Annotated in this window: 21 protein-coding genes; 3 read left to right on the top strand and 18 right to left on the bottom strand. The window is 53.9% G+C overall.

Translation table 11 applies throughout. From position 1 onward, the window contains the following. Positions 1-139 precede the first annotated feature (139 nt). Both B3P58_RS09660 and B3P58_RS09655 read left to right on the top strand, forming a co-directional pair. Positions 140-1,513 carry an aspartate aminotransferase family protein gene (locus B3P58_RS09660; protein WP_286717205.1) on the top strand — a complete coding sequence of 458 codons (1,374 nt, stop codon included), beginning with the start codon at positions 140-142 and terminating at the stop codon, positions 1,511-1,513. Positions 1,514-1,649: 136 nt separating this feature from the next. Beyond that, positions 1,650-2,180, top strand: a complete 531-nt coding sequence (locus B3P58_RS09655; protein ID WP_286717203.1) for a BLUF domain-containing protein — start codon at positions 1,650-1,652, stop codon at positions 2,178-2,180. A gap of 4 nt (positions 2,181-2,184) precedes the next feature. Here B3P58_RS09655 and B3P58_RS09650 read toward each other — a convergent pair whose 3' ends face one another. The 6 genes from B3P58_RS09650 to B3P58_RS09625 form a co-directional block, all read right to left on the bottom strand. Further along, a complete protein-coding gene (locus B3P58_RS09650; protein WP_286717201.1) occupies positions 2,185-4,986 on the bottom strand; it encodes a CHASE domain-containing protein in 2,802 nt (933 codons plus the stop codon). Between the two features lie 89 nt (positions 4,987-5,075). Further along, positions 5,076-5,498, bottom strand: coding sequence for a hypothetical protein (locus tag B3P58_RS09645; RefSeq protein WP_145469921.1), 423 nt, complete (start codon positions 5,496-5,498; stop codon positions 5,076-5,078). A 289-nt stretch (positions 5,499-5,787) separates the two neighbouring features. Beyond that, entirely contained in the window at positions 5,788-6,264 is a 477-nt protein-coding gene (gene ybaK, locus B3P58_RS09640; protein ID WP_225692083.1) for a Cys-tRNA(Pro) deacylase, read from the bottom strand. Further along, a complete protein-coding gene (locus tag B3P58_RS09635) occupies positions 6,264-6,506 on the bottom strand; it encodes a DUF1653 domain-containing protein (protein ID WP_145469919.1) in 243 nt (80 codons plus the stop codon). The genes ybaK and B3P58_RS09635 overlap by 1 nt, the downstream gene beginning before the upstream one ends. 19 nt (positions 6,507-6,525) lie before the next feature. Then, positions 6,526-7,239 carry an SIMPL domain-containing protein gene (locus B3P58_RS09630; protein ID WP_286717198.1) on the bottom strand — a complete coding sequence of 238 codons (714 nt, stop codon included), beginning with the start codon at positions 7,237-7,239 and terminating at the stop codon, positions 6,526-6,528. Between the two features lie 126 nt (positions 7,240-7,365). After that, positions 7,366-7,665: a DUF1244 domain-containing protein gene (locus tag B3P58_RS09625; protein ID WP_286717196.1), complete on the bottom strand. Its 300-nt coding sequence runs from the start codon at positions 7,663-7,665 to the stop codon at positions 7,366-7,368. Between the two features lie 340 nt (positions 7,666-8,005). Between B3P58_RS09625 and rsgA the strand changes: the two genes are divergently transcribed. Then, the gene (gene rsgA / locus B3P58_RS09620) at positions 8,006-9,070 is read left to right on the top strand and encodes a ribosome small subunit-dependent GTPase A (RefSeq protein ID WP_286717194.1); all 1,065 of its coding nucleotides are present in this window, start codon (positions 8,006-8,008) and stop codon (positions 9,068-9,070) included. Positions 9,071-9,135: 65 nt separating this feature from the next. Here the strand turns inward: rsgA and B3P58_RS09615 are convergent, their stop codons facing one another. From B3P58_RS09615 to glyA, 12 genes are all read right to left on the bottom strand, one after another. Beyond that, complete coding sequence (locus tag B3P58_RS09615; RefSeq protein WP_225692087.1) at positions 9,136-9,447, bottom strand: DUF1330 domain-containing protein; 312 nt, start codon at positions 9,445-9,447, stop codon at positions 9,136-9,138. Positions 9,448-9,474: 27 nt separating this feature from the next. Beyond that, complete coding sequence (gene thiL, locus B3P58_RS09610; RefSeq protein WP_286717192.1) at positions 9,475-10,431, bottom strand: thiamine-phosphate kinase; 957 nt, start codon at positions 10,429-10,431, stop codon at positions 9,475-9,477. A gap of 19 nt (positions 10,432-10,450) precedes the next feature. Continuing rightward, positions 10,451-10,921, bottom strand: a complete 471-nt coding sequence (nusB, locus tag B3P58_RS09605; protein ID WP_145469913.1) for a transcription antitermination factor NusB — start codon at positions 10,919-10,921, stop codon at positions 10,451-10,453. Between the two features lie 5 nt (positions 10,922-10,926). Then, positions 10,927-11,403 (bottom strand): 6,7-dimethyl-8-ribityllumazine synthase, encoded by a 477-nt coding sequence (gene ribE, locus B3P58_RS09600; RefSeq protein WP_145469912.1) that lies wholly within the window; start codon positions 11,401-11,403, stop codon positions 10,927-10,929. 13 nt (positions 11,404-11,416) lie between these two features. Then, complete coding sequence (ribBA, locus tag B3P58_RS09595; protein WP_145469911.1) at positions 11,417-12,532, bottom strand: bifunctional 3,4-dihydroxy-2-butanone-4-phosphate synthase/GTP cyclohydrolase II; 1,116 nt, start codon at positions 12,530-12,532, stop codon at positions 11,417-11,419. Between the two features lie 12 nt (positions 12,533-12,544). After that, complete coding sequence (locus B3P58_RS09590; RefSeq protein WP_286717190.1) at positions 12,545-13,207, bottom strand: riboflavin synthase; 663 nt, start codon at positions 13,205-13,207, stop codon at positions 12,545-12,547. Positions 13,208-13,257: 50 nt separating this feature from the next. Next, positions 13,258-14,367, bottom strand: coding sequence for a bifunctional diaminohydroxyphosphoribosylaminopyrimidine deaminase/5-amino-6-(5-phosphoribosylamino)uracil reductase RibD (gene ribD / locus B3P58_RS09585; protein ID WP_286717188.1), 1,110 nt, complete (start codon positions 14,365-14,367; stop codon positions 13,258-13,260). Continuing rightward, positions 14,364-14,852 (bottom strand): transcriptional regulator NrdR, encoded by a 489-nt coding sequence (gene nrdR, locus B3P58_RS09580; protein ID WP_145469908.1) that lies wholly within the window; start codon positions 14,850-14,852, stop codon positions 14,364-14,366. The genes ribD and nrdR overlap by 4 nt, the downstream gene beginning before the upstream one ends. A gap of 147 nt (positions 14,853-14,999) precedes the next feature. Continuing rightward, positions 15,000-15,899: a metal-dependent hydrolase gene (locus B3P58_RS09575; protein ID WP_145469907.1), complete on the bottom strand. Its 900-nt coding sequence runs from the start codon at positions 15,897-15,899 to the stop codon at positions 15,000-15,002. Between the two features lie 340 nt (positions 15,900-16,239). Further along, positions 16,240-16,587: a hypothetical protein gene (locus B3P58_RS09570; protein WP_145469905.1), complete on the bottom strand. Its 348-nt coding sequence runs from the start codon at positions 16,585-16,587 to the stop codon at positions 16,240-16,242. A 101-nt stretch (positions 16,588-16,688) separates the two neighbouring features. Continuing rightward, positions 16,689-17,384: a substrate-binding periplasmic protein gene (locus B3P58_RS09565; RefSeq protein ID WP_145469904.1), complete on the bottom strand. Its 696-nt coding sequence runs from the start codon at positions 17,382-17,384 to the stop codon at positions 16,689-16,691. Positions 17,385-17,597: 213 nt separating this feature from the next. Beyond that, positions 17,598-18,860 (bottom strand): serine hydroxymethyltransferase, encoded by a 1,263-nt coding sequence (glyA, locus tag B3P58_RS09560; RefSeq protein WP_145469903.1) that lies wholly within the window; start codon positions 18,858-18,860, stop codon positions 17,598-17,600. Between the last annotated feature and the right edge of the window lie 256 nt (positions 18,861-19,116).

The following is a 19,116-nucleotide window of genomic DNA, read 5'->3' as shown; positions in this document are numbered from 1 at the left end:
CTGTGACAGGTATAGCATTAACGCATCGGCAATGACCATTACCGCAATCCGTTTACTTTCTCAGAAGCGGATTACACTGAAAATACAGCCTGACCGGTTTGTCTGTTTTTATGCGCTTTGAAAATAAAAGGAGTGTCTTATGGATGATTCTGACCTGAAAAAGCTGATCGCTGAGGATGCGGACGTCATCCTGCACCCGGCATCATCCATCAGCGCATTGCTCAGCAATGGCCCGCAGATGATCTGCGCCGCCGATGGCTGCATGATTGAAGACGCGCAGGGGCGGCGATATCTGGATGCGGTAGGCGGACTCTGGTGTGTGAACGCCGGCTATGGCCGTGCCGAGCTGGCGCAGGCGATGAAAGAGGCCGCAGAAAAACTCAGCTATTACCACACCTTCAGCAATGCCTCGAACCCCTGGCAGGTGCAACTGGCGGAAAAACTGCTGAGTATCGCGCCGGCCGGCCTGGGTAAAGTATTTTTTGGCAGTGGTGGCAGCGATGCCAACGACACGCTGATTAAAATCGCCTGGCATTATCATGCGCTGCGCGGCCAGCATAAAAAAATTAAAGTCATCGCCCGTCAGCAGGCGTATCACGGTACCTCGGTCAGCACCGCCAGCCTGACCGGGCTGGGTGGTTTCCATAAAGAATTTCCGCTGCCGCTGGATTTTGTGCTGCGGGTCGAGTGTCCGCATTTTTACACCCGCGCTTTGCCCGGTGAAGACGAAGTGCAATTCTGTGAGCGTTTAATCGACGAAGTACGGCAGTTAATCAACACCACCGGGGCTGAGAATATCGCTGCCTTTTTTGCCGAGCCCATTCATGCCGCCGGTGGCATTATCGAGCCGCCTGCCGGTTATTACCAAAAGCTTAAAGCGCTGCTGGCTGAGCACGATATTTTACTGGTCGCCGACGAAGTGGTGTGCGGTTATGGCCGGCTGGGCAGCTGGTTTGGTTCACCCCAGCTGGGTCTTGAGCCGGATATGATGGCCACGGCCAAAGGTCTGACCAGTGGCTATTTTCCGATGTCGGCGGCCTTTATTACCAATGATATCTGGCAGGTGCTGAAACAGGGTTCCGATCAACTCGGCGCCTTTTCCCACGGCTATACCTATTCCGGTCATCCGGTCGGTGCGGCGGTAGCATTGGCGAATATTGAGTTGCTGGAGCGCGAAGGGCTGGTGGAGAAAGCGCGGGAAAACGGTGCTTACCTGCATCAGCGTTTACATGCGGTGTTAGACAGCAACCCCTATGTCGGTGAAATCCGCGGTCGCGGTTTACTCGCCGGGGTGCAGCTGGTGGCCGATAAAGCGCAGAAAATATTGCCGGATGCCGGTGAAAAATGGCCGCTTAAGGTCAGTAATGCCGTACGCGAACGGGGCGTGATTGTGCGGCCTTTGCCCAGCGTGGCAACCCTGGCAATCTCGCCGCCCTTAACCATTTCGCGCGAACAGATTGATACTCTGGTGATGGCCTTGCAGGAGGCTGTTAATGAACAGCTGCCGGCTTAGCAGCGAACGGATTAGGTCGGGTGAGGCTCCTTTTCCGGGTGATTAATTTCGCCTATAGCCTGTATCGGTAATTGTTATTGGTGCCGATTGGGAGGGATGAAGAAAATAGTCTGACATTTTTTTGTGGGACAGTTGTATGTTGATCCGACTTGTATATGCCAGCCACGCATCCTTCTCTGTTGGTAACGACCGGATTGATCCCCGTCTGGGGCGGATTCTGACGCAATCGCGCAGTAATAACGCGCGGCGCGAGATCGGAGGCGTTCTGTACCTTGGCGATGGCTTTTTTCTGCAGTGCCTGGAAGGGGAGGCTGATGCTGTTGATGCTTTGTATCAGCGTATCTGTGAAGACAGTCGCCATCATAATCAGGTTATTCTCAGCCGTAGCACTATTGAAACGCGCTTATTCCGCAACTGGTCGATGAAATATATTCCGGCTGAAAAAAGTGTACGCACTTTCCTGCGCTCCCGTGGCTACGACTACTTCAATCCGTTTGAATTAAGTCAGGATGATCTTGATCTGTTGGTGCAGTTTTTCCATCAGCTGCAGGTTCGCAGCGGCAGTGACAGCGAGGATAAACAGACTCAACCGGGTTCAGCGCAACCTGTCTGGCGCCGCTGGTTACAACAGTTGTTTGGTTCTGCGGAACGTCCGGCATCCCGCTGAGTAATCAGTGAAGATGCAGGTGGTAGAGTAATAACGCCTGCAGTTTTTCAGCATCAATCGGTTTGGCAATATGGGCCTGCATACCGGCGTCCAGACAGTCAGTCACATCGTTTTCCATGGCATTGGCGGTCATCGCGATGATAGGAATATGGGAATACTGTGGCTGCTGACGGATGGTGCGGCTGGTTTGCAGTCCATCCATAACCGGCATCTGAATATCCATCAGAATCAGATCAGGGTTCAGTTCCTGCTGCAGAAGGTCCAGTGCTTCCTGGCCATGGTTGGCAATGGTTACCCGGGCACCAAAGCTTTCAAGCAGCTCCTGCGCCAGTAACTGATTCATCAGAGCATCTTCTGCCAGCAGGATATGCTTACCTTGCAGAGGCAAATTCCGGGAAGATTCAGCCGGAACATCTGCCGGGCCGGCTGGTTCGGAGTTATTGCTTTCTGTACATGGAAAAATTCCGCTACTGAGCAGCGCCCCTTCGGGTTGTGCCGGCGGTAATTGCAACCACAGATGAAATTCGCTGCCAACACCTTCCTGACTGCTGATGGTGATATCCCCACCCATCTGTACAGCGAGTTCTTTGCTGATGCTCAGTCCTAAGCCGGTACCGCCAAAACGGCGGCTGGTTGATGCGTCAGCCTGGCGGAAAGCCTCAAATAAAAACTTTATCTGATTGGCGCTGATGCCTATGCCGGTATCACTGACCCTGGCATGCAGGTACTGCTTCCTGTCATCGTAATTCAGGCGTAAACAGATATTGCCTGCGGATGTAAATTTGAATGCGTTACTGAGTAAGTTTATTAATATCTGTTCAACCCGCAGGGCGTCTCCCATAAAAAAGGCCGGAATGTCTGTTTCCAGAATGATACTGAATTCCAGGTTTTTATCTCTGGTTGGCAATAAAAACAGTGCACCGATTTTTTTCAGGATATTTTCCAGTGAAAATCTGGCGTTATCCAGCTCCATTCTTCCGGATTCTATCTTGGCATAATCCAGGGATTGATTAATCAGAGCCAATAATGTTTGAGAAGACAACTGTACCTTTGTCAGATAGTCTTTCTGTTTATCGTTTAACAGGGTTTTCAGACATAACTGAGTAAAGCCAATGATGGCATTTAACGGTGTGCGGAATTCATGGCTCATGTTGGCCAGAAATTGTGACTTTGCTTTGTTAGCGGCGTTGGCCTTTTGCATGGCGATGGTCAGATCTTCGGTTTTTATCCGTACCTGATCTCTGATGTATTCCAGCGATCCCGTAACGACCAGAATAAACATTTGCATAATAGCAGCCAGCAAGAAACCGCCGGTTAAAATAACCCAGCTGGTCCAGTCTTTATCATCGATAACGTAGTCTTTGTTGGCATATATCTGTATGTGGTAAGTACGTCCGGAAAAATAATTGAGGTAACTCTTCTCCTGATAACCTGGCAATGGTTCAGTATTGGCGGTAAAAAGTTCCTGTGGTCTTTTTTTGTCAGTGACGTCGGTTATCTGAATCGATAAGCCAAGTCGCAGGGCTTCCTGCCAGATGTTTTCCAGCAGCCCGTGAATCTTCAGTACTCCGCTGGCAAAACCAATAAATTCAGAATAATTCTCTTTTTTGCTATCGCGCAACGCTGCTGTTGTATCGAATATCGGCATGTAAATAATGGTGGCTTTTTTCTCTCCTGATTCCTGCGCCAGAACAATAGGGGCTGTAGCAACAGGATGGCGCAGCTTGCGGGCGTTCATCAAAGCTTCCCGCCGCTCCGGATTCGCAGCGAGATTAAGGCCAAATGCCCGGCGGTTTTGCTCCAGTGGATAGAGGTAATACACAGGATAATACTCATCACGGTCTGCAGCTTTTGCTAATGATCCATCGGCTTTGAACTCAGTCAGTTCAAAATCAGGGTATCCTTGCTGACGCATGTCGTTAACCAGCTCCTGGCGCTCTGTCTGTGCCACAACGGGTGTCCAGCCGACACCATAGAACACCGGGTCATCATCCAGAATGACTTTAGAAAAAGCGTTGAATTCAGTGAAAGAGACATGTTCAGATGCATTGAACAGGGCTGCATAAGCAACGAGCTTATGCTCCGCGGTGGTCAGGAGAGCATCAAGCTCGCGGGCGATGTTGTCTGATTTTCCGGAAATAATTTGCTGATTTTCATAGTGCCGGTGCCCAATCGAAATATAAAAAATTCCCCATACCAGAAGAAAAATCACTGTGGTTGGCACCGTACTTTGCAACAGGCGACTGCGTGTCAGCTGCTTACGGTAATAAAAAATATTGAGCAGCAGCGGGGTAAACAGCAATACACCGATGGCGTCGCCAATCCACCAGGTTAACCAGGTGAAAAAATACTGGTCGGCAGTAATGATGCCATTAAAGAGCAGCGTTGTTACACCAATAGTGCTGGCAATCAGGCAGCCACCGAGTGCGATGATCAGGGTAAATAACAGAATGGTGCGGGGCGATTCCAGCAGTCGGGCTTTACCAATAAAACGATTCTGTAACAGATAACCGCCAGCCGCCTGTGACATTGCACCACTGGCAATGCATAACGGTGCAATAAGGGCTGTGGCTGTCAGGTTGTGGTAATCACCACTGATGATTGCCAGATTAATCAGAAATGAACCGCAGCCAATTCCCAGCAATGCAGGCCAAAGGCGCAGGGCTGTTACTGCTGCCAGAGCAATGCCGGCCGCCGGCCAGACGGCAGAGGCAAAGCCTGGCGGAATTGCCAGTGCCAGACCAAAGCGGGCGGCAATGGCATAGCTCAGAGCTGCGATCAAAAAATGAATAATGGAATGGCGCATGGGTCCCTCTCCCGCCTGAGTGTCCGAAGTATAGACGTGGAATGGCGTCAGGGCGGATCAGAGGCCGGGCAGGTCAGGGCCGGAACAGATTACAGAGAGTAGCGCTGGTGGCAGTAAGCTACGCCAGAGACGATGGGGTAATCCTGGCAGTAGCGCAGGTTGCAATGAAACTCTTCGAGGCGCGCCTCTGCGGGCAACAGCACTTCGGGCTCGCCAACATAGCCTGCGCTGCAGAGTTCGGTCGCGCGGCGGCGCCAGTGTTGTTTAAACGTCGTGATGGTGTCGTCGTAATTCAGAATAAACTGATAACCCCCGATCTGGCGCACTTCAATCACATAGACGCCAGGAGCAATTTCTTTATCCAGATAACCATTCTGCTGTTCCACACCATCGTTCAGTACCGGCTTATAAGCGACAGGACTGCAGGCAGCCAACAGTGCGGTCAGGCTTAAGGCGATGACTGAGCGCAGGGCTGTGACTGGATGTAAAACGGAGTGGTTCGGCTCGTTCATGCTGGCTGGTCTGTGATTGGCTGATCTGTGGTTGGTGGTCAGGGTGCTTTAGTCTGGTGCTATCCGGCCTGTTGGCCGCAAGGGGAGGAATTCTGCACAGCCTTGCCGCTCACGTCCAGCGGCCCGCGACAAAAGTTCTGCCATAAACGTGCAAAGCTGTGTTGCAGTCGACAGAATAACAGTGGCAGTGGCCCTGCTGGCCGGGAGGGATCACCGCCAGCACCTGATGTGCGCTGGCGATATGTTGAGGGGAGGTCGTCAGTGGCTGGTTATTAGTCGCTGGCAGCGGCTATTCGCTGGTTATAGGAGCGAAGACTGCGCGCGTGAGCTTTGCCAGATCTTCCGGAGCCAGTTCAATTTCCAGACCACGACGACCGGCGCTGACGTTGAGCGCTGTTAAGGCTTCTGCGCTGCTGTCGATCACTGTTGGCAGGGCTTTCTTCTGACCGATAGGGCTGATGCCACCGACAATATAGCCGGTGGTGCGTTCGGCCAGTTTAGGGTCGGCCATTTCGGCTTTTTTGGCGCCCAGTGCTTTGGCAATGGCTTTCAGGCTGAGCATATGGGTTACCGGCAGCACCGCGACGGCCAGTGTACTTTTATGGCCGGTTAAGCTGACCAGCAGGGTTTTGAATACCAGTGAAGGATCAAGCCCCAGCGCTTCGGCGGCTTCTTCGCCGTAGGATTCCGCCGCCGGGTCGTGCTGATATTCATGCACGTTAAAAGTAATACCGGCTTTTTTGGCGCAATTAATCGCGGGTGTCATCAGCAGGCCTCCGGGCTGATCAGCTGAAAACGAGGCTGGAGTACGCCGTTGTGCTCTATGTTTTCAACAAACATCGCATACGGCCGCACCCAGCTGGAAAAATCGCCATACAGCGTTTTGTACAGCACCAGCCACTCTTCATTTTCACTGTGGCGCACCAGTCCCAGCACCTGATAATCGTTACCTTTGTAATGACGGTAAATTCCCGGAGTAATCTGCGGGGCTGCAGCTTGTGCGCTCATTGGTATCCCTTGTAAATAATTATTTCAGTTCAAAGCGTACGCCGGCACTGGCGTTAATGCTTTGCTTCTGGATCAGCATTGGAGCAGGCGCTGAATCCGATTTAGCCATACTCATAGCGCGCATTTCAAACATTGGCTGGCCACCGCCACCCTGTTCTTCGATGTGCAGGACTTTACCCAGTTTATTATCCAGAGCTTTGGCCATGCTGCTGGCTTTATTGCGGGCGTTGGTCAGTGCCAGCGTCATCGCCTGCTGTTCCAGAGCGGCGCGGTCGTTAAAGCGCAGTTCGGTGTTATGGAGTTTTACCAGCGAATTCTGCAGCAGCTCATGTACCAGTACACCGTATTGCTCCATATCACGCAGCGTCAGGCTGACATTACGGCTGACCTGTTCACCTTTATATTCACGCTTATTCCGGCCAGCGCTGTAGTCGTACTCAAATACCGGCTGGTTGCTGATGTGTGCGGCGTCGATATCCTCTTTTTTAATACCGAGCTTTTTGCTGATGGCGAGTACATTGTTCATCGCCGTATCTACTTTGGCCTTGGCCGCTTTGGCAGTCGGTTGGGTGTCACTGACGGTCAGATTAAGCTGCAGATAATCGGGGTAAGCTGCCACTTCGCCCTGACCGGTAACATCGATATAGCGGTCGTCACCGGCAAGTGCAGGCTGAGCGCTGAATAAAGCACAGACAGAAAACAGTAAAGCGGCAGAAGCGGTGTTCAGTTTCATGGTTATTTCCTGAAGGACGGTTTATTAGGCGTATTCGATACAGCATATTGCCAGCGGTTCGGTAGATGGCGGGTCTTTGCCTGATCTTTACGCCGCAGTGTTACAGGATAAGGTACAGGGGAAACATTATGACTTGTTTTCCTGGCCGGCATTAAAGGCTGCTAATTGTTCGGCTGTCGCTTCCTGCTGGTACTTTTCTTTCCACTCGCTGTAAGGCATGCCATAAATTTTTTCCCGGGCGGCGTCATAATCCATTCCGACACCCTGCTCAGCCGCAGCACTGACGGTCCATTTGGCGAGACAGTTACGGCAAAAACCGGCGAGGTTCATTAAGTCGATATTCTGTACATCCTTACGCTCGTCCAGATGCTTAAGCAGGCGGCGCAGCACGGCAGCTTCAATGGCGGTTTGCTGGTCGGGTGTCATAAATGTCTCCATAACGATGGCAAAGCACTCAGTGTAAACGATGTCGCAGGCTTGTTGCGTTGTTTATTACGTAATATAGTGAACCACCTTTTTTAACCGTCAGGAGAATATTTGATGATTGTCGTAACTTCTGACCGGGCCTGTATTGCAGCTTAATCCGCACAATCTGATGCTTCGCATCAACGCTGTTTTCTGCTTTCCCCGCCCGGTTTACTGAACTTTTAAACCGGGGCAAAAATGCCCCCCTGTATTTTTTACATGCTTCTCTGCAAGGCTTTATGCTGCCTGTTATCCGGCGCAGACCTGCAGAGCATGATGACGCCTGGCGTCAGGGGTTCATATGACATCTCAACCTTCTCTTGCCGGTCTTGGCTGGCAGGCATTTTTTCAACAACAACTCAGCCTCGAAGAATGGCAGCATGGCCATCCGGTGCGGGTGCTGGAGCAACATAAAACATTGCTGGAAGTCAGTGGCGGGCAGGGCATTGTTCGTCTGCCTTTTACACCCGCGGCGTTCAGTCAGCATGGCGCTGTGTGTGTCGGTGACTGGTTGCTGCTGGATAACAGTGAGCAACCACAGATTATCCGCCGGCTTGAACGGCTCAGTTGTTTTCAGCGCCGTGCAGCAGGCATTAAAGCCGGAATGCAGTTAATTGCCGCTAATGTGGATACGGCGTTTATCGTCTGCTCATTAAATGATGATTTTAATCTGAACCGTATTGAACGTTACCTCAGCATTGTCCACGAAAGTGGTGCGGAAGCCGTGGTGGTGCTCAGCAAGGCAGACCTGTGTGAGCAGGCAGAAGACTATCGTCAGCAGGTACAAAAGCTTGACCCTCTGCTGGCGGTGGTCAGTGTCAGTGCGTTTGCGCAGGACAGTATTCAGCAATTAATGCCCTGGTGTGGTTATGGTAAAACCGTTGCCTTACTGGGTTCATCCGGTGCCGGTAAATCGACCCTCAGTAATCAGTTATTGGGGCAGGAGATACAGGCTACTGCGGCTATCCGCGAGGACGACAGTAAGGGCCGCCATACCACGACCCGGCGTTCATTACTGAGTATTGCGGGTGGCGCGATGATTCTGGATACACCGGGCATGCGTGAGCTGCAGCTGGCTGATTGCGCCGATGGTCTGGCACAGACCTTCGCCGATATCGAAGAACTGGCCGGACAATGCCGTTTTGCCGATTGTGGACACAGTAATGAACCCGGTTGTGCGGTGCGCCAGGCGCTGCACAATGGCATGCTGGATGAACGGCGTTTACGCCATTATGAAAAACTGCAGCGTGAGCAGCAGCTGAACAGTGCGACTCTGGCACAACGCCGTGCCGGTGAGCGGGAAACGAGTAAGCTGCATAAGCGCATTCTTAATGAGCGTAAACGGCAGAAACGTCCGGATCAGTAATGGTTCGTTCATAATAAAAAGCCCGGAGTTTTCCGGGCTTTTTATTATGTAGCAAAACTCTGAAATTACAGTTCGGTCGCATTGTTATACATTGCGATTATGGTCCGGCTGGCGACTGAGTGGTCAAGATGGCGACTTTTTATTGCCAGATACTCGGGATCAGCAAAAAAAGCTTCCATAGTTTTCTGGTCGGGAAATTCAATGGTAAAAACCCGGTTGATATTATCGGCTGTTTTCGTTTTCAGCACTTCAGCGATACGGAAATCGTAACCAAAAGAACCGCCGTAGGCCGTCAGGATCGGCAGCATGGCATCGCGGTATTGCTGATAGCCCACGTCGTCAGTAACGTGAAGTCCCATTACGCGTTCATAACCCATAAAAATTCCCTTTCGTGCTTATCAGGATCAGAAATGTTGAAAACCGGCGTGCTCCGGCAGCGTTAATATATGATCATTTTCCTGCAGCAGTACATCCTCTCCGTTATGGGTAATGACTTTACCTATACGGGCAATACCGGAAAATTCATCACGTAACGCTTCCGCTTCTTTACGCCGCGCCGCCGGTATGGTGAATAACAACTGGTAATCATCGCCACCGGTAATGCATTGCAGCCAGCGGCTGTCAGTGCGTTCGGCAATGGTTGGAATGGCAGCGGCATCTAATTCCAGGGTGACGCCGGAGGCGCGGGCAATATGCCCGGCGTCCTGTAATAAACCGTCGGAAATATCCATGCAGCTGCTGGCCAGGTCACGCAGTTTCATACCCAGCGGCGTCTGCACCTGCGGAAAATAATAATGCCGTGCCAGGCCACTGAATTGCGCCGGATTTTCCAGCACTTGTGGCAACGCCAGTGCACCACGGCCAATGGTATCGGACACCCAGACATCATCGCCCGCCTGTGCTCCTGCGCGTGTAAGTGCGGAGCCTGCCGGTACCCAGCCCTGAACCTGAATGCTGATAACAAGACAGGGGCCGGAGGTGGTGTCGCCACCGAGTAAATCGAGATCCAGTACGTGGGCAGCCTCGCGCAAACCGCTGGCAAAATCAGCCAGCCATTTATGCTCTGCATTGGGTAAGGTGAGCGCCAGATGAAAGCCCTGCGGCTCAGCACCCATGGCGGCCAGATCGGAGGCGGCACAACGCAGCGCGCGCTGGGCAATTAAATGGGCAGGAGCAGTCGCCGGAAAATGCACATCGGCCACCTGGGTGTCGATGCTTTGCAGCAGGTCACAACCGGCGGGCGGCATAACGATGGAGGCATCGTCACCCACGCCCAGACGGGTGTGTTTATTGCGCGGAAAACCGGAGGCAAAAAATTCGCGGATAAGAGCGAATTCACCGGAGCCAGTTGCTTTGCTCATGGCAGCCTCCGTTTAACGATCAGTCGCGGGCAGCGCGTGGTCCGCGGATTTCAACGCTGCGTTCACGCTGGGCCAGTTTATCCAGAACACCGTTGATAAACTTATGACCGTCGGTAGCACCGAAGGTTTTGGCCAGCTCAATCGCTTCGTTAATCACGACTTTATAAGGCACGTCGATGCGGCGCAGCATTTCGAAAGCACCAAGGCGCACAATCGCCAGTTCGACCGGTGTCATTTCGTCCATGCGGCGGTCGAGCAGCGGTGCTACTTTTTCGTCAAGCAGGGTTTTCTCGCGGGGCACTCCGTGCAGAATGTCGTGGAAATATTCCAGATCCACCTTGCTCATGTCGTTATCGGTGCGGAATTCAGCCTCAATCTGAGACAGATCCGCGCCTGCCAGTTGCCACTGGTACAGAGCCTGAACAGCGTAATGGCGAGCCTTGCGACGGGCTGCCGGGCTGGCTTTCTGATTGCCGGAAGTGCGGGACATGAAAATCAGGCCTCCATGGCTTTCAGCAGGGCAACCATTTCGAAGGCAGACATGGCTGCTTCTTCGCCCTTGTTACCGGCTTTGGTACCGGAACGTTCGATCGCCTGTTCGATGGTATCGACGGTCAGTACACCGAAGGAAACCGGAATACCGAATTCCAGAGAGACAGAGCTCAGACCTTTCACACATTCACCGGCCACGTATTCGAAATGCGGTGTACCGCCACGGATAACCGCACCCAGTGCGATGATGGCGTCGAATTTATCGGTCGCTGCGGTTTTCTGCACAACCAGTGGAATCTCGAAAGCACCCGGCGCACGGATGATGGTGATGTTTTCTTCGTCCACGCCGTGACGCAGCAGCGAATCCACCGCACCTTCCAGCAGGCTTTCAACAACAAAGGCATTCCAGCGGCCAACTACGATGGCGTATTTGCCGTCGTTCGGGGTCAGGTTCCCCTCAATGGTATTAATGTGTTTCATGGTCTTTATCCATTCATTCGTTAAAAGGGATGTACTCGACAATTTCCAGATCGAAGCCGGAAATGCCGCTGTATTTCATTTCGGAGCTGAGCAGGCGCATTTTCTGCACGCCCAGTTCACGCAGAATCTGTGAGCCGGTACCAATGGTTAAAAAGGCGCCGGAGCTGTCTTTATTCGGGCTGCGCAGCGGACGCGCACGGCCGAAGAAATCATCCAGACTGTCGCTCACGCATTCGCTCTGACCGGCGGACAACAGCACCAGTGCACCTTTGCCTTCTTCGGCAATACGGCTCAGTGCCTGGGTCGATGACCAGCTGTCGGATTCCGGTTTGCGCAGACCCAGTACGTCGCGCAGCATATTGTTGGTCTGCACGCGGATCAGGGTGGGTTCGTCAGCGCGGATATCGCCCATGGTCAGTGCCAGGTGCGTTTCGTTCTGAATCGTGTCGCGGAAGGTGTGCAGGGTGAATTCACCGAATTCGGTGTGCACGCTGTCGCGGCTGATCACTTCCACGGTTTTTTCGTTGGCGATGCGGTAGTGAATCAGATCGGCGATGGTGCCGATTTTCAGGTTATGTTTGGCGGCAAACACTTCCAGATCCGGACGGCGGGCCATGGTGCCGTCGGCATTCATCACTTCGACGATGGCAGCGGCCGGAATCAGGCCCGCCAGACGCGCCAGATCGCAACCGGCTTCGGTATGACCGGCACGGCTTAATACACCGCCGGGACGGGCGCGCAGCGGGAATATATGGCCAGGCTGCACGATATCTTCCGGCTTGGTGTAGGAGTCAACGGCGACACGGATAGTGTGCGCACGGTCAGCCGCGGAAATACCGGTGGTCACACCTTCGGCCGCTTCAATAGAGACGGTAAAAGGCGTGGAAAATTTTGCACCGTTACCGGTTACCATGGCCGGCAGGCCGAGGTAATCACAACGCTCACCGGTTAAGGTCAGGCAGATTAAACCGCGCGCTTCGCTGGCCATAAAGTTGATGATTTCCGGCGTTACTTTTTCGGCGGCAACAATAATGTCGCCTTCGTTTTCGCGGTCTTCATCATCCATCAGGATGACCATTTTGCCCTGGCGGATATCGGCGATAATGTCTTCGATTTTATTCAGTGCCATGTGTTCAGCCTGTTATTTCCAGAATCCGTTTTGCGCCAGAAACGCCTGGCTGATGCCAGTGTCCGGTGCCTGTTCGGCGCTGTTGTCCGGGCGCAGTAACTGCTCCAGATAACGCGCAATAATATCGACTTCCAGGTGTACCTCACTGCCCGGTTGCAGACCGATTAACGTGGTCTGCTGGGCGGTGTGCGGCACGATATTCAGTTCAAAGCCGTCGGCGCTTAATGCATTGGCGGTGAGGCTGACGCCATCAACCGTAACCGAGCCTTTGGCAGCGATGTATTTACGCAATGCCGCCGGTGCTTCAATGGTAAAGCGGATCGAGCGTGCATCGGCGCTGCGTTTTTTCACGATGCCGACGCCGTCAACATGGCCGGTAACCAGATGGCCACCCATGCGCGTGGTCGGCAGCATGGCTTTTTCCAGATTTACTTTGGTGCCCGCGCTCCAGCGCTCAATGTGGGTGTGCGCCAGTGATTCGCGTGACACATCGGCAATAAAGCCATTACCGGGCAGACCAACCACGGTCAGACAGACGCCGTTGGTGGCAATGCTGTCGCCGAGTTTTACATCGGCCAGATCGAGTGTGCCGCTGTTGATCTGCAGCGTCAGGTCGCCCTGTTGGTTTTTAACCGCGGCTACGGTGCCGATGGCTTCAATAATTCCGGTAAACATGGACTTTCCGTCACTCTCTTAATGCGCTGCCGGCTCGCGGCAGGGCTCTGTTATGCGTCTGGTGTCAGCACCAGTTTTAAATCGCCACCGACCATGCGTACATCCTGCCAGCGCCAGCGCAGCTGCTGCTCCATACGCTCAAGCCCTAAGGATAGCAGCGGTCGCGCCTCACTCCCGAGGATAGTCGGTGCACAGTAGAGCACCAGCTCGTTGATCAGTCCGGCGGCGGCAAAGGCCCCCGCCAGCTGGGCGCCGCTTTCCAGCAGTACTTCGTTGCAGCCACGCTCGCCCAGTTCCGCCAGCAGCGCCGGCAGATCGACTTTATTCGCCATGGTCAGCGGTGCCTGCCAGATGCTGAGTGTGCCCAGCGACTCAGCGCGGCTTACTTTGCAGCGCGCCGCATCGGCAACCGCCAGCAGGATATCGCCGGGCAGGGAGAATATCTGTTCGTTGCCGCTCAGCCGTTGCTGTCCGTCAATGATCACCCGTAATGGCTGGCGCCACAGACGTTGTTCCTGTTCGATGCCGGTCTCAGCCGGGCGTACGGTCATCGATGGGTTATCGGTTAATACTGAACCTGCGCCGGTAATTACCGCGCAGCTTTGCGCGCGCAGGCGCTGGACATCGGCACGGGCTGCAGCGCCTGTGATCCACTGGCTTTCACCACTGGCCATGGCGGTACGGCCATCCAGGCTTTGCGCTAATTTGGCGCGAACCCAGGGCATACCGCTGCGCATACGCTGCATAAAACCTTTGTTCAGGTCGATGGCCTGAGCTTCAAGGCAGGGAGTAATCACCTCGATACCGGCATCGCGCAGCAGGTTGTAGCCACGTCCGGCAACCAGCGGGTTAGGGTCAGAACAGGCGCCGACTACCCGTGCCACACCGGCCTTAATCAGGCCTTCGGCGCAGGGTGGGGTGCGGCCATGGTGGCTGCAGGGTTCGAGGGTGACGTAGGCGGTGGCACCGCGGGCGTTATCGCCGGCCATGCGCAGGGCATGCACTTCGGCATGGGGCTCGCCGGCTTTCTGATGCCAGCCTTCACCGACGATTTCGCCGTTATTCACAATCACGCAGCCGACGCGCGGATTCGGGCTGGTGGAGTAACGCCCGAGTTCGGCCAGCTGCAGAGCACGGGCCATATAAAATTCGTGGTTCATGCTTCTTCTTCCTTACTGTCAGCGAGAGGGCTTAACGGTGAGGAGATGCGCTCGATTTCGGCACGGAATTCATCCAGATCCTGGAAGCTGCGGTATACCGAGGCAAAGCGTACATAGGCCACCTGATCGAGCTGACGCAGTTCGGCCATCACGCATTCACCCAGAATACGGCTGGGGACTTCGCGTTCGCCGGTGGCGCGCAGTTTTTGTTTGATACGGACGATGGCGGCTTCAACGTCTTCGACACTGACCGGGCGCTTTTCCAGCGCGCGGTGAATACCGGAACGGAGTTTGTCTTCGTTGAAGGGTTCGCGTGTACCGTCCTGTTTGATGATGCGTGGCATCACCAGTTCGGCACTTTCGAAGGTGGTAAAGCGTTCACCACAGCTGATGCATTCCCGTCGGCGTCGGATTTGCTCACCATCGGCAACCAGGCGTGAATCAATAACTTTGGTTTCCGGGTGAGTACAGAACGGGCAATACATAACTGGTAAAGAGCGACTCAGGTGAGCTTAAAGAGGGCGGATTCTAAAGGATTTGCGCTGGCGGCGCCAGAGGCCGGGCGCTTTCCGGATATACAGACAGCCGCCGGGTTAACGGCGGCTGTCTGTATGCAACGCTTAAGGCAGGGCTTAAGCGCGCTGCGGGTTTTTGATCTGATCGGCGAGCATGCCGTCTTTACCCAGCAGTTTCTCGCGCCAGTCGTCCAACAGCTGCACGGTATCGTGGTCGTTCGGGTGGAAGCCTGGCTTAAAGAAGTCCAGATACTGCGGCAGCAGTTTCGGGAACAGGCCTTTCGGGCTCCACAGATACCAGAAACCCTTCAGGTTGTTCCAGACATCAAACAGCTTGCGGTCGGCCCAGAGCATGCGGATATGGCCGATGCCCACCACGGTAAAGAAGAAGAAGGTAACAATCAGCATGGTCAGTACGCGGGTGAAGTAGCCACCACCGACCAGGTTGTACACATCGTAGGCCACAATTTTGTGTTCGTTTTCTTCCAGCGCGTGCCACATCCACAGCTTCAGTGCTTCCGGGTCCTGAATGTTGGCCTGATGCGATGGGTCACGCAGCAGCTGTTCAGCCAGAATCGCGGTGTAGTGCTCCAGCGCCACGGTAATGGCCAGCTGGATTTTCTTTGGCAGGGTTTTACGCGCAAAGCGCAGCAGAATACCGAGGTCGCGGTCGAGATTGTTGGCCGGGAAACCGTGTTTTTCGGCCAGATCGTTAAAGGCTTTGTGTTCTTTGCTGTGCATTGCTTCCTGACCGATAAAGCCGGATACCTGGGCTTTCAGCAGCGGGTCGGTGATGTCTTTGCGGTAGTTGCGCACAGAGTCAACGAAGAAGGTTTCACCTTCCGGAAACAGGGTCGACAGCGTAGACCAGAAGGTGGTCAGAAACGGGCTGTCTTTGTACCAGTAGCGTTTGGTGTCATCTGCGAATTCGAAGTCCATACGACGTGGCGGGATGTTAGCCTTGGCTCCGGCAGTCTGACGGACAGTGCCAGCATCGGCAGTGCTTGCATGAGTCATAACTGATTCCTTTGATACTTTTATTGTTGTTCGGATGTTCGGGCCTGTCGGCAGGCCCTGATCAATGTCAGCGTATTAAACGCCTGCGGGTCGGAGGGTTGAAGGTAGCAATCGGTCAATATTTAACAGGGGGGGCTGGTGCGGGTCAGACAGGATATTTGACTGTTCTGGCAGAAAATCACCCTGAGTTGTCCGGGCTGTGGATGAAAGGCGCAGAACGGCTCTTTTCAGCGTTATTTACACCATCTTCTGGTACAGCTGTCTGGATTGTTCCCGGGTTCAAATCAGCCAATGACGGTTTTGACCGAGATACGGCACAAACGCCCCGCATCCTGTTTTATCAGTTAGCGGCGGAGGTCAGGTCGGGATGGCTCTGAAACAGGCGTTCCAGATGGACGTCCAGAGCGTCGGTATGGGTCTGGTAGTCTTCGATATGGCCCCAGCTCATAAAAATACTGGAGTTAAAGCCCTGACTGATGTCGTTGAAATAGACACAGGTTTTGCCAAACACCGCTACCACCCAGAAACCACAGCCTTCATCGCCCCAGGGATGCTGTTGCCAGAGTTCCGGTAATGGCAGCCGGATCAGTTGCCAGATCTGGTGCAGGGCGGGGTCCATCTGTTGCTCGGCATGACGAAGCATGGCGGCCAGGTGCCGTTCGGTTACCGGAGTCCAGTGCTTGCTCATGATATGGCATCTCTCTGTGGATAACGGATACAGCAAGGTGCTGCCTGCTTATGTAGCACCCTATGACAAAGCTGTGACAGACAGATGACAGTGTTATGTGCTTAATCGGTATCCAGCGGAGGTAACTGCAGCAGGGCATCATTGATTTGCCGGGCCAGTGCCGGTTGCTCCTGCAACAGGGTATAGGCGATATACAGACCGAAAGGCTGTACCAATTCGGGCTGCTCCGTAAACAGCGTGACCGGCAGCCCCTGACGGCGGATTTCTTCCAGCATCACCCGGCGCGCCACAAAGGCGGCACTGACGCGCCCGTCAGTAAGCAGGCTGATCAGATCAGCGGCCTGATGCACGGTATGCAGCGGACCGCATCCCTGCTGTTCCAGCCAATACTGGGTGTTGGTATTAATGATGGTCGCTGTCGGGCTTTGGCACAGTCCGGGCTTTTTGCCGGCAAAGTAAAACCAGCTCCAGCGGTTGAGCATCAATGGTCCGAAAAAGTGTGCGTGTTCGCTGCGCTTATTGTTTGGTGAGGCGAGAAAAAAACCGTCGACATCACCAGCCTCCAGCTCCGCCAGCGCACGACCGTAATTGGGAACGGGCACAATGCGAAACTCCACTCCGGCGCGGGTCAGCAGCTGTTGCAGGCGGGCAAGCGCTATGCCGTCAGCCTGGCCCTCAGCATTGATGTAGGTATAGGGAGGGAAGTGCGGCATCGCCAGGGTTAACGGACGGGCCTGCGCCGGATGACCACAGAGCAACAGCAGCAACAGGCAGGGGATCAGAGCCGGTAGTGGCATGGCATAGATGTCTCGTAATCTGAATTCGTACTTTAAGCTTAGGTCAGGCTGTTGCCCGTGCCGTTTCTGTTGTCGGTAAAGAGCGGTTTTGTTTTATAAAAGTCACATATGGCACCCCTTACTCAGGGCAGAAGAGGCATAACAGCAGAATAAAAAAAACCGCCGGGTGCAGGCACCGGGCGGTTTGTTTACAGCGGAAGTATCAGTCGGGGCTTATTTGTAAACCGGGAACTGTTCGCACAGGGCAACAACCTTGGCTTTTACTTCGGCTTCAACGGCGTCGGAGTTGCCGTTTTCCAGACCGTTCAGTACATCACAGATCCAGCCAGCCAGTTCCGTTGCCTGAGCTTCTTTGAAACCGCGGCTGGTGATGGCCGGAGAACCGATACGCAGACCAGAGGTTACGAACGGAGAGCGTGGGTCGTTCGGTACTGAGTTTTTGTTCACAGTGATGTTGGCGCGACCCAGAGCGGCGTCAGCGTCTTTACCTGTGTACTCTTTACCGATCAGGTCAACCAGGAACAGGTGGTCATCGGTGCCACCGGATACCACGTTGATACCGCGTTCGATAAAGGTTTTGGCCATGGCCTGAGCGTTCTTAACTACCTGCGCCTGATAAGCTTTGTACTCGTCAGACATCGCTTCTTTGAAGCACACCGCTTTGGCCGCGATAACGTGCATCAGCGGGCCGCCCTGGGATTCAGGGAATACCGCGAAGTTCAGCTTCTTGTTCAGCTCTTCGTCTTCGTTGGCCAGAATCAGGCCACCACGCGGACCGCGCAGGGTTTTGTGAGTGGTGGTGGTTACCACGTCGGCAATGCCAACCGGAGACGGGTAAACGCCAGCGGCGATCAGGCCGGCAACGTGGGCCATATCAACGAACAGGTAAGCGCCCACTTCGTCGGCGATGGTGCGGAAACGCGCCCAGTCAACCACGCGGCTGTAAGCAGAGAAGCCAGCGACGATCATTTTTGGCTTGTGTTCACGTGCCAGACGCTCAACTTCGGCGTAATCGATTTCGCCGGTTTCCGGGTTCAGACCGTACTGAACAGCGTTATAAACGCGGCCAGAGAAAGATACAGACGCACCGTGAGTCAGGTGACCACCGTGTGCCAGGCTCATACCCAGAATGGTATCGCCAGGCTGACACAGAGCGAAGTAAACCGCCGCGTTCGCCTGAGAACCTGAGTGTGGCTGCACGTTGGCGTAGCCTGCACCGAACAGTTCTTTGGCGCGGTCGATGGCCAGTTGTTCGATCACGTCAACGTGCTCACAACCACCGTAGTAACGCTTGCCCGGATAACCTTCGGCGTATTTGTTGGTCAGCTGGGAGCCCTGAGCTTCCATTACCCGTGGGCTGGTGTAGTTTTCGGAGGCGATCAGCTCAATGTGATGCTCCTGACGGGCATCTTCGGCTTTCATCGCTGACCACAGTTCCGGGTCAAAATCCGCTATGTTCATATCACGGCTAAACATCAGAGCTTCCTCACACAGGGTGGTAGAAAAGGGGGTTAAAATCAGAAGGGCGGCATTCTAGCGCAAACTGCGCCGTCTGGCACTTGAGAAGGTGTCATTATCGGCGTGAACTGCGCTCATCTGAGTAAGGAAAAATGTGACCATATGGTCAGAAAAACGCCCTAACAACGCGGTTACAACAACTTATTACATCGTTTAACGGAAAAGCTTCGCGGCTGTTCCATACTCAAGGCTTCACTGATCATGGTACATCTCT

The sequence above is a fragment of the Thalassolituus sp. UBA2009 genome, from assembly GCF_002335285.1.
Taxonomy (GTDB): Bacteria; Pseudomonadota; Gammaproteobacteria; order Pseudomonadales; family Oceanobacteraceae; genus Venatoribacter; species Venatoribacter alkanivorans.
Note: the sequence above shows the minus strand (reverse complement) of the source record. Positions and strands in the feature narration are given on the sequence as shown.

Coding starts and splice junctions, on each gene's coding strand:
- B3P58_RS09625 (WP_286717196.1), bottom strand. CDS start 7,665: ATGACACCCGACCAGCAAACCGCCATTGAAGCTGCCGTGCTGCGCCGC.
- ribE (WP_145469912.1), bottom strand. CDS start 11,403: ATGAAACACATTAATACCATTGAGGGGAACCTGACCCCGAACGACGGC.
- B3P58_RS09655 (WP_286717203.1), top strand. CDS start 1,650: ATGTTGATCCGACTTGTATATGCCAGCCACGCATCCTTCTCTGTTGGT.
- nrdR (WP_145469908.1), bottom strand. CDS start 14,852: ATGTATTGCCCGTTCTGTACTCACCCGGAAACCAAAGTTATTGATTCA.
- B3P58_RS09660 (WP_286717205.1), top strand. CDS start 140: ATGGATGATTCTGACCTGAAAAAGCTGATCGCTGAGGATGCGGACGTC.
- B3P58_RS09565 (WP_145469904.1), bottom strand. CDS start 17,384: ATGCCACTACCGGCTCTGATCCCCTGCCTGTTGCTGCTGTTGCTCTGT.
- nusB (WP_145469913.1), bottom strand. CDS start 10,921: ATGTCCCGCACTTCCGGCAATCAGAAAGCCAGCCCGGCAGCCCGTCGC.
- thiL (WP_286717192.1), bottom strand. CDS start 10,431: ATGAGCAAAGCAACTGGCTCCGGTGAATTCGCTCTTATCCGCGAATTT.
- B3P58_RS09575 (WP_145469907.1), bottom strand. CDS start 15,899: ATGACTCATGCAAGCACTGCCGATGCTGGCACTGTCCGTCAGACTGCC.
- ybaK (WP_225692083.1), bottom strand. CDS start 6,264: ATGACACCCGCGATTAATTGCGCCAAAAAAGCCGGTATTACTTTTAAC.
- B3P58_RS09635 (WP_145469919.1), bottom strand. CDS start 6,506: ATGAGCGCACAAGCTGCAGCCCCGCAGATTACTCCGGGAATTTACCGT.
- B3P58_RS09645 (WP_145469921.1), bottom strand. CDS start 5,498: ATGAACGAGCCGAACCACTCCGTTTTACATCCAGTCACAGCCCTGCGC.
- B3P58_RS09630 (WP_286717198.1), bottom strand. CDS start 7,239: ATGAAACTGAACACCGCTTCTGCCGCTTTACTGTTTTCTGTCTGTGCT.
- rsgA (WP_286717194.1), top strand. CDS start 8,006: ATGACATCTCAACCTTCTCTTGCCGGTCTTGGCTGGCAGGCATTTTTT.
- B3P58_RS09570 (WP_145469905.1), bottom strand. CDS start 16,587: ATGAGCAAGCACTGGACTCCGGTAACCGAACGGCACCTGGCCGCCATG.
- ribBA (WP_145469911.1), bottom strand. CDS start 12,532: ATGGCACTGAATAAAATCGAAGACATTATCGCCGATATCCGCCAGGGC.
- ribD (WP_286717188.1), bottom strand. CDS start 14,367: ATGAACCACGAATTTTATATGGCCCGTGCTCTGCAGCTGGCCGAACTC.
- glyA (WP_145469903.1), bottom strand. CDS start 18,860: ATGTTTAGCCGTGATATGAACATAGCGGATTTTGACCCGGAACTGTGG.
- B3P58_RS09615 (WP_225692087.1), bottom strand. CDS start 9,447: ATGGGTTATGAACGCGTAATGGGACTTCACGTTACTGACGACGTGGGC.
- B3P58_RS09590 (WP_286717190.1), bottom strand. CDS start 13,207: ATGTTTACCGGAATTATTGAAGCCATCGGCACCGTAGCCGCGGTTAAA.
- B3P58_RS09650 (WP_286717201.1), bottom strand. CDS start 4,986: ATGCGCCATTCCATTATTCATTTTTTGATCGCAGCTCTGAGCTATGCC.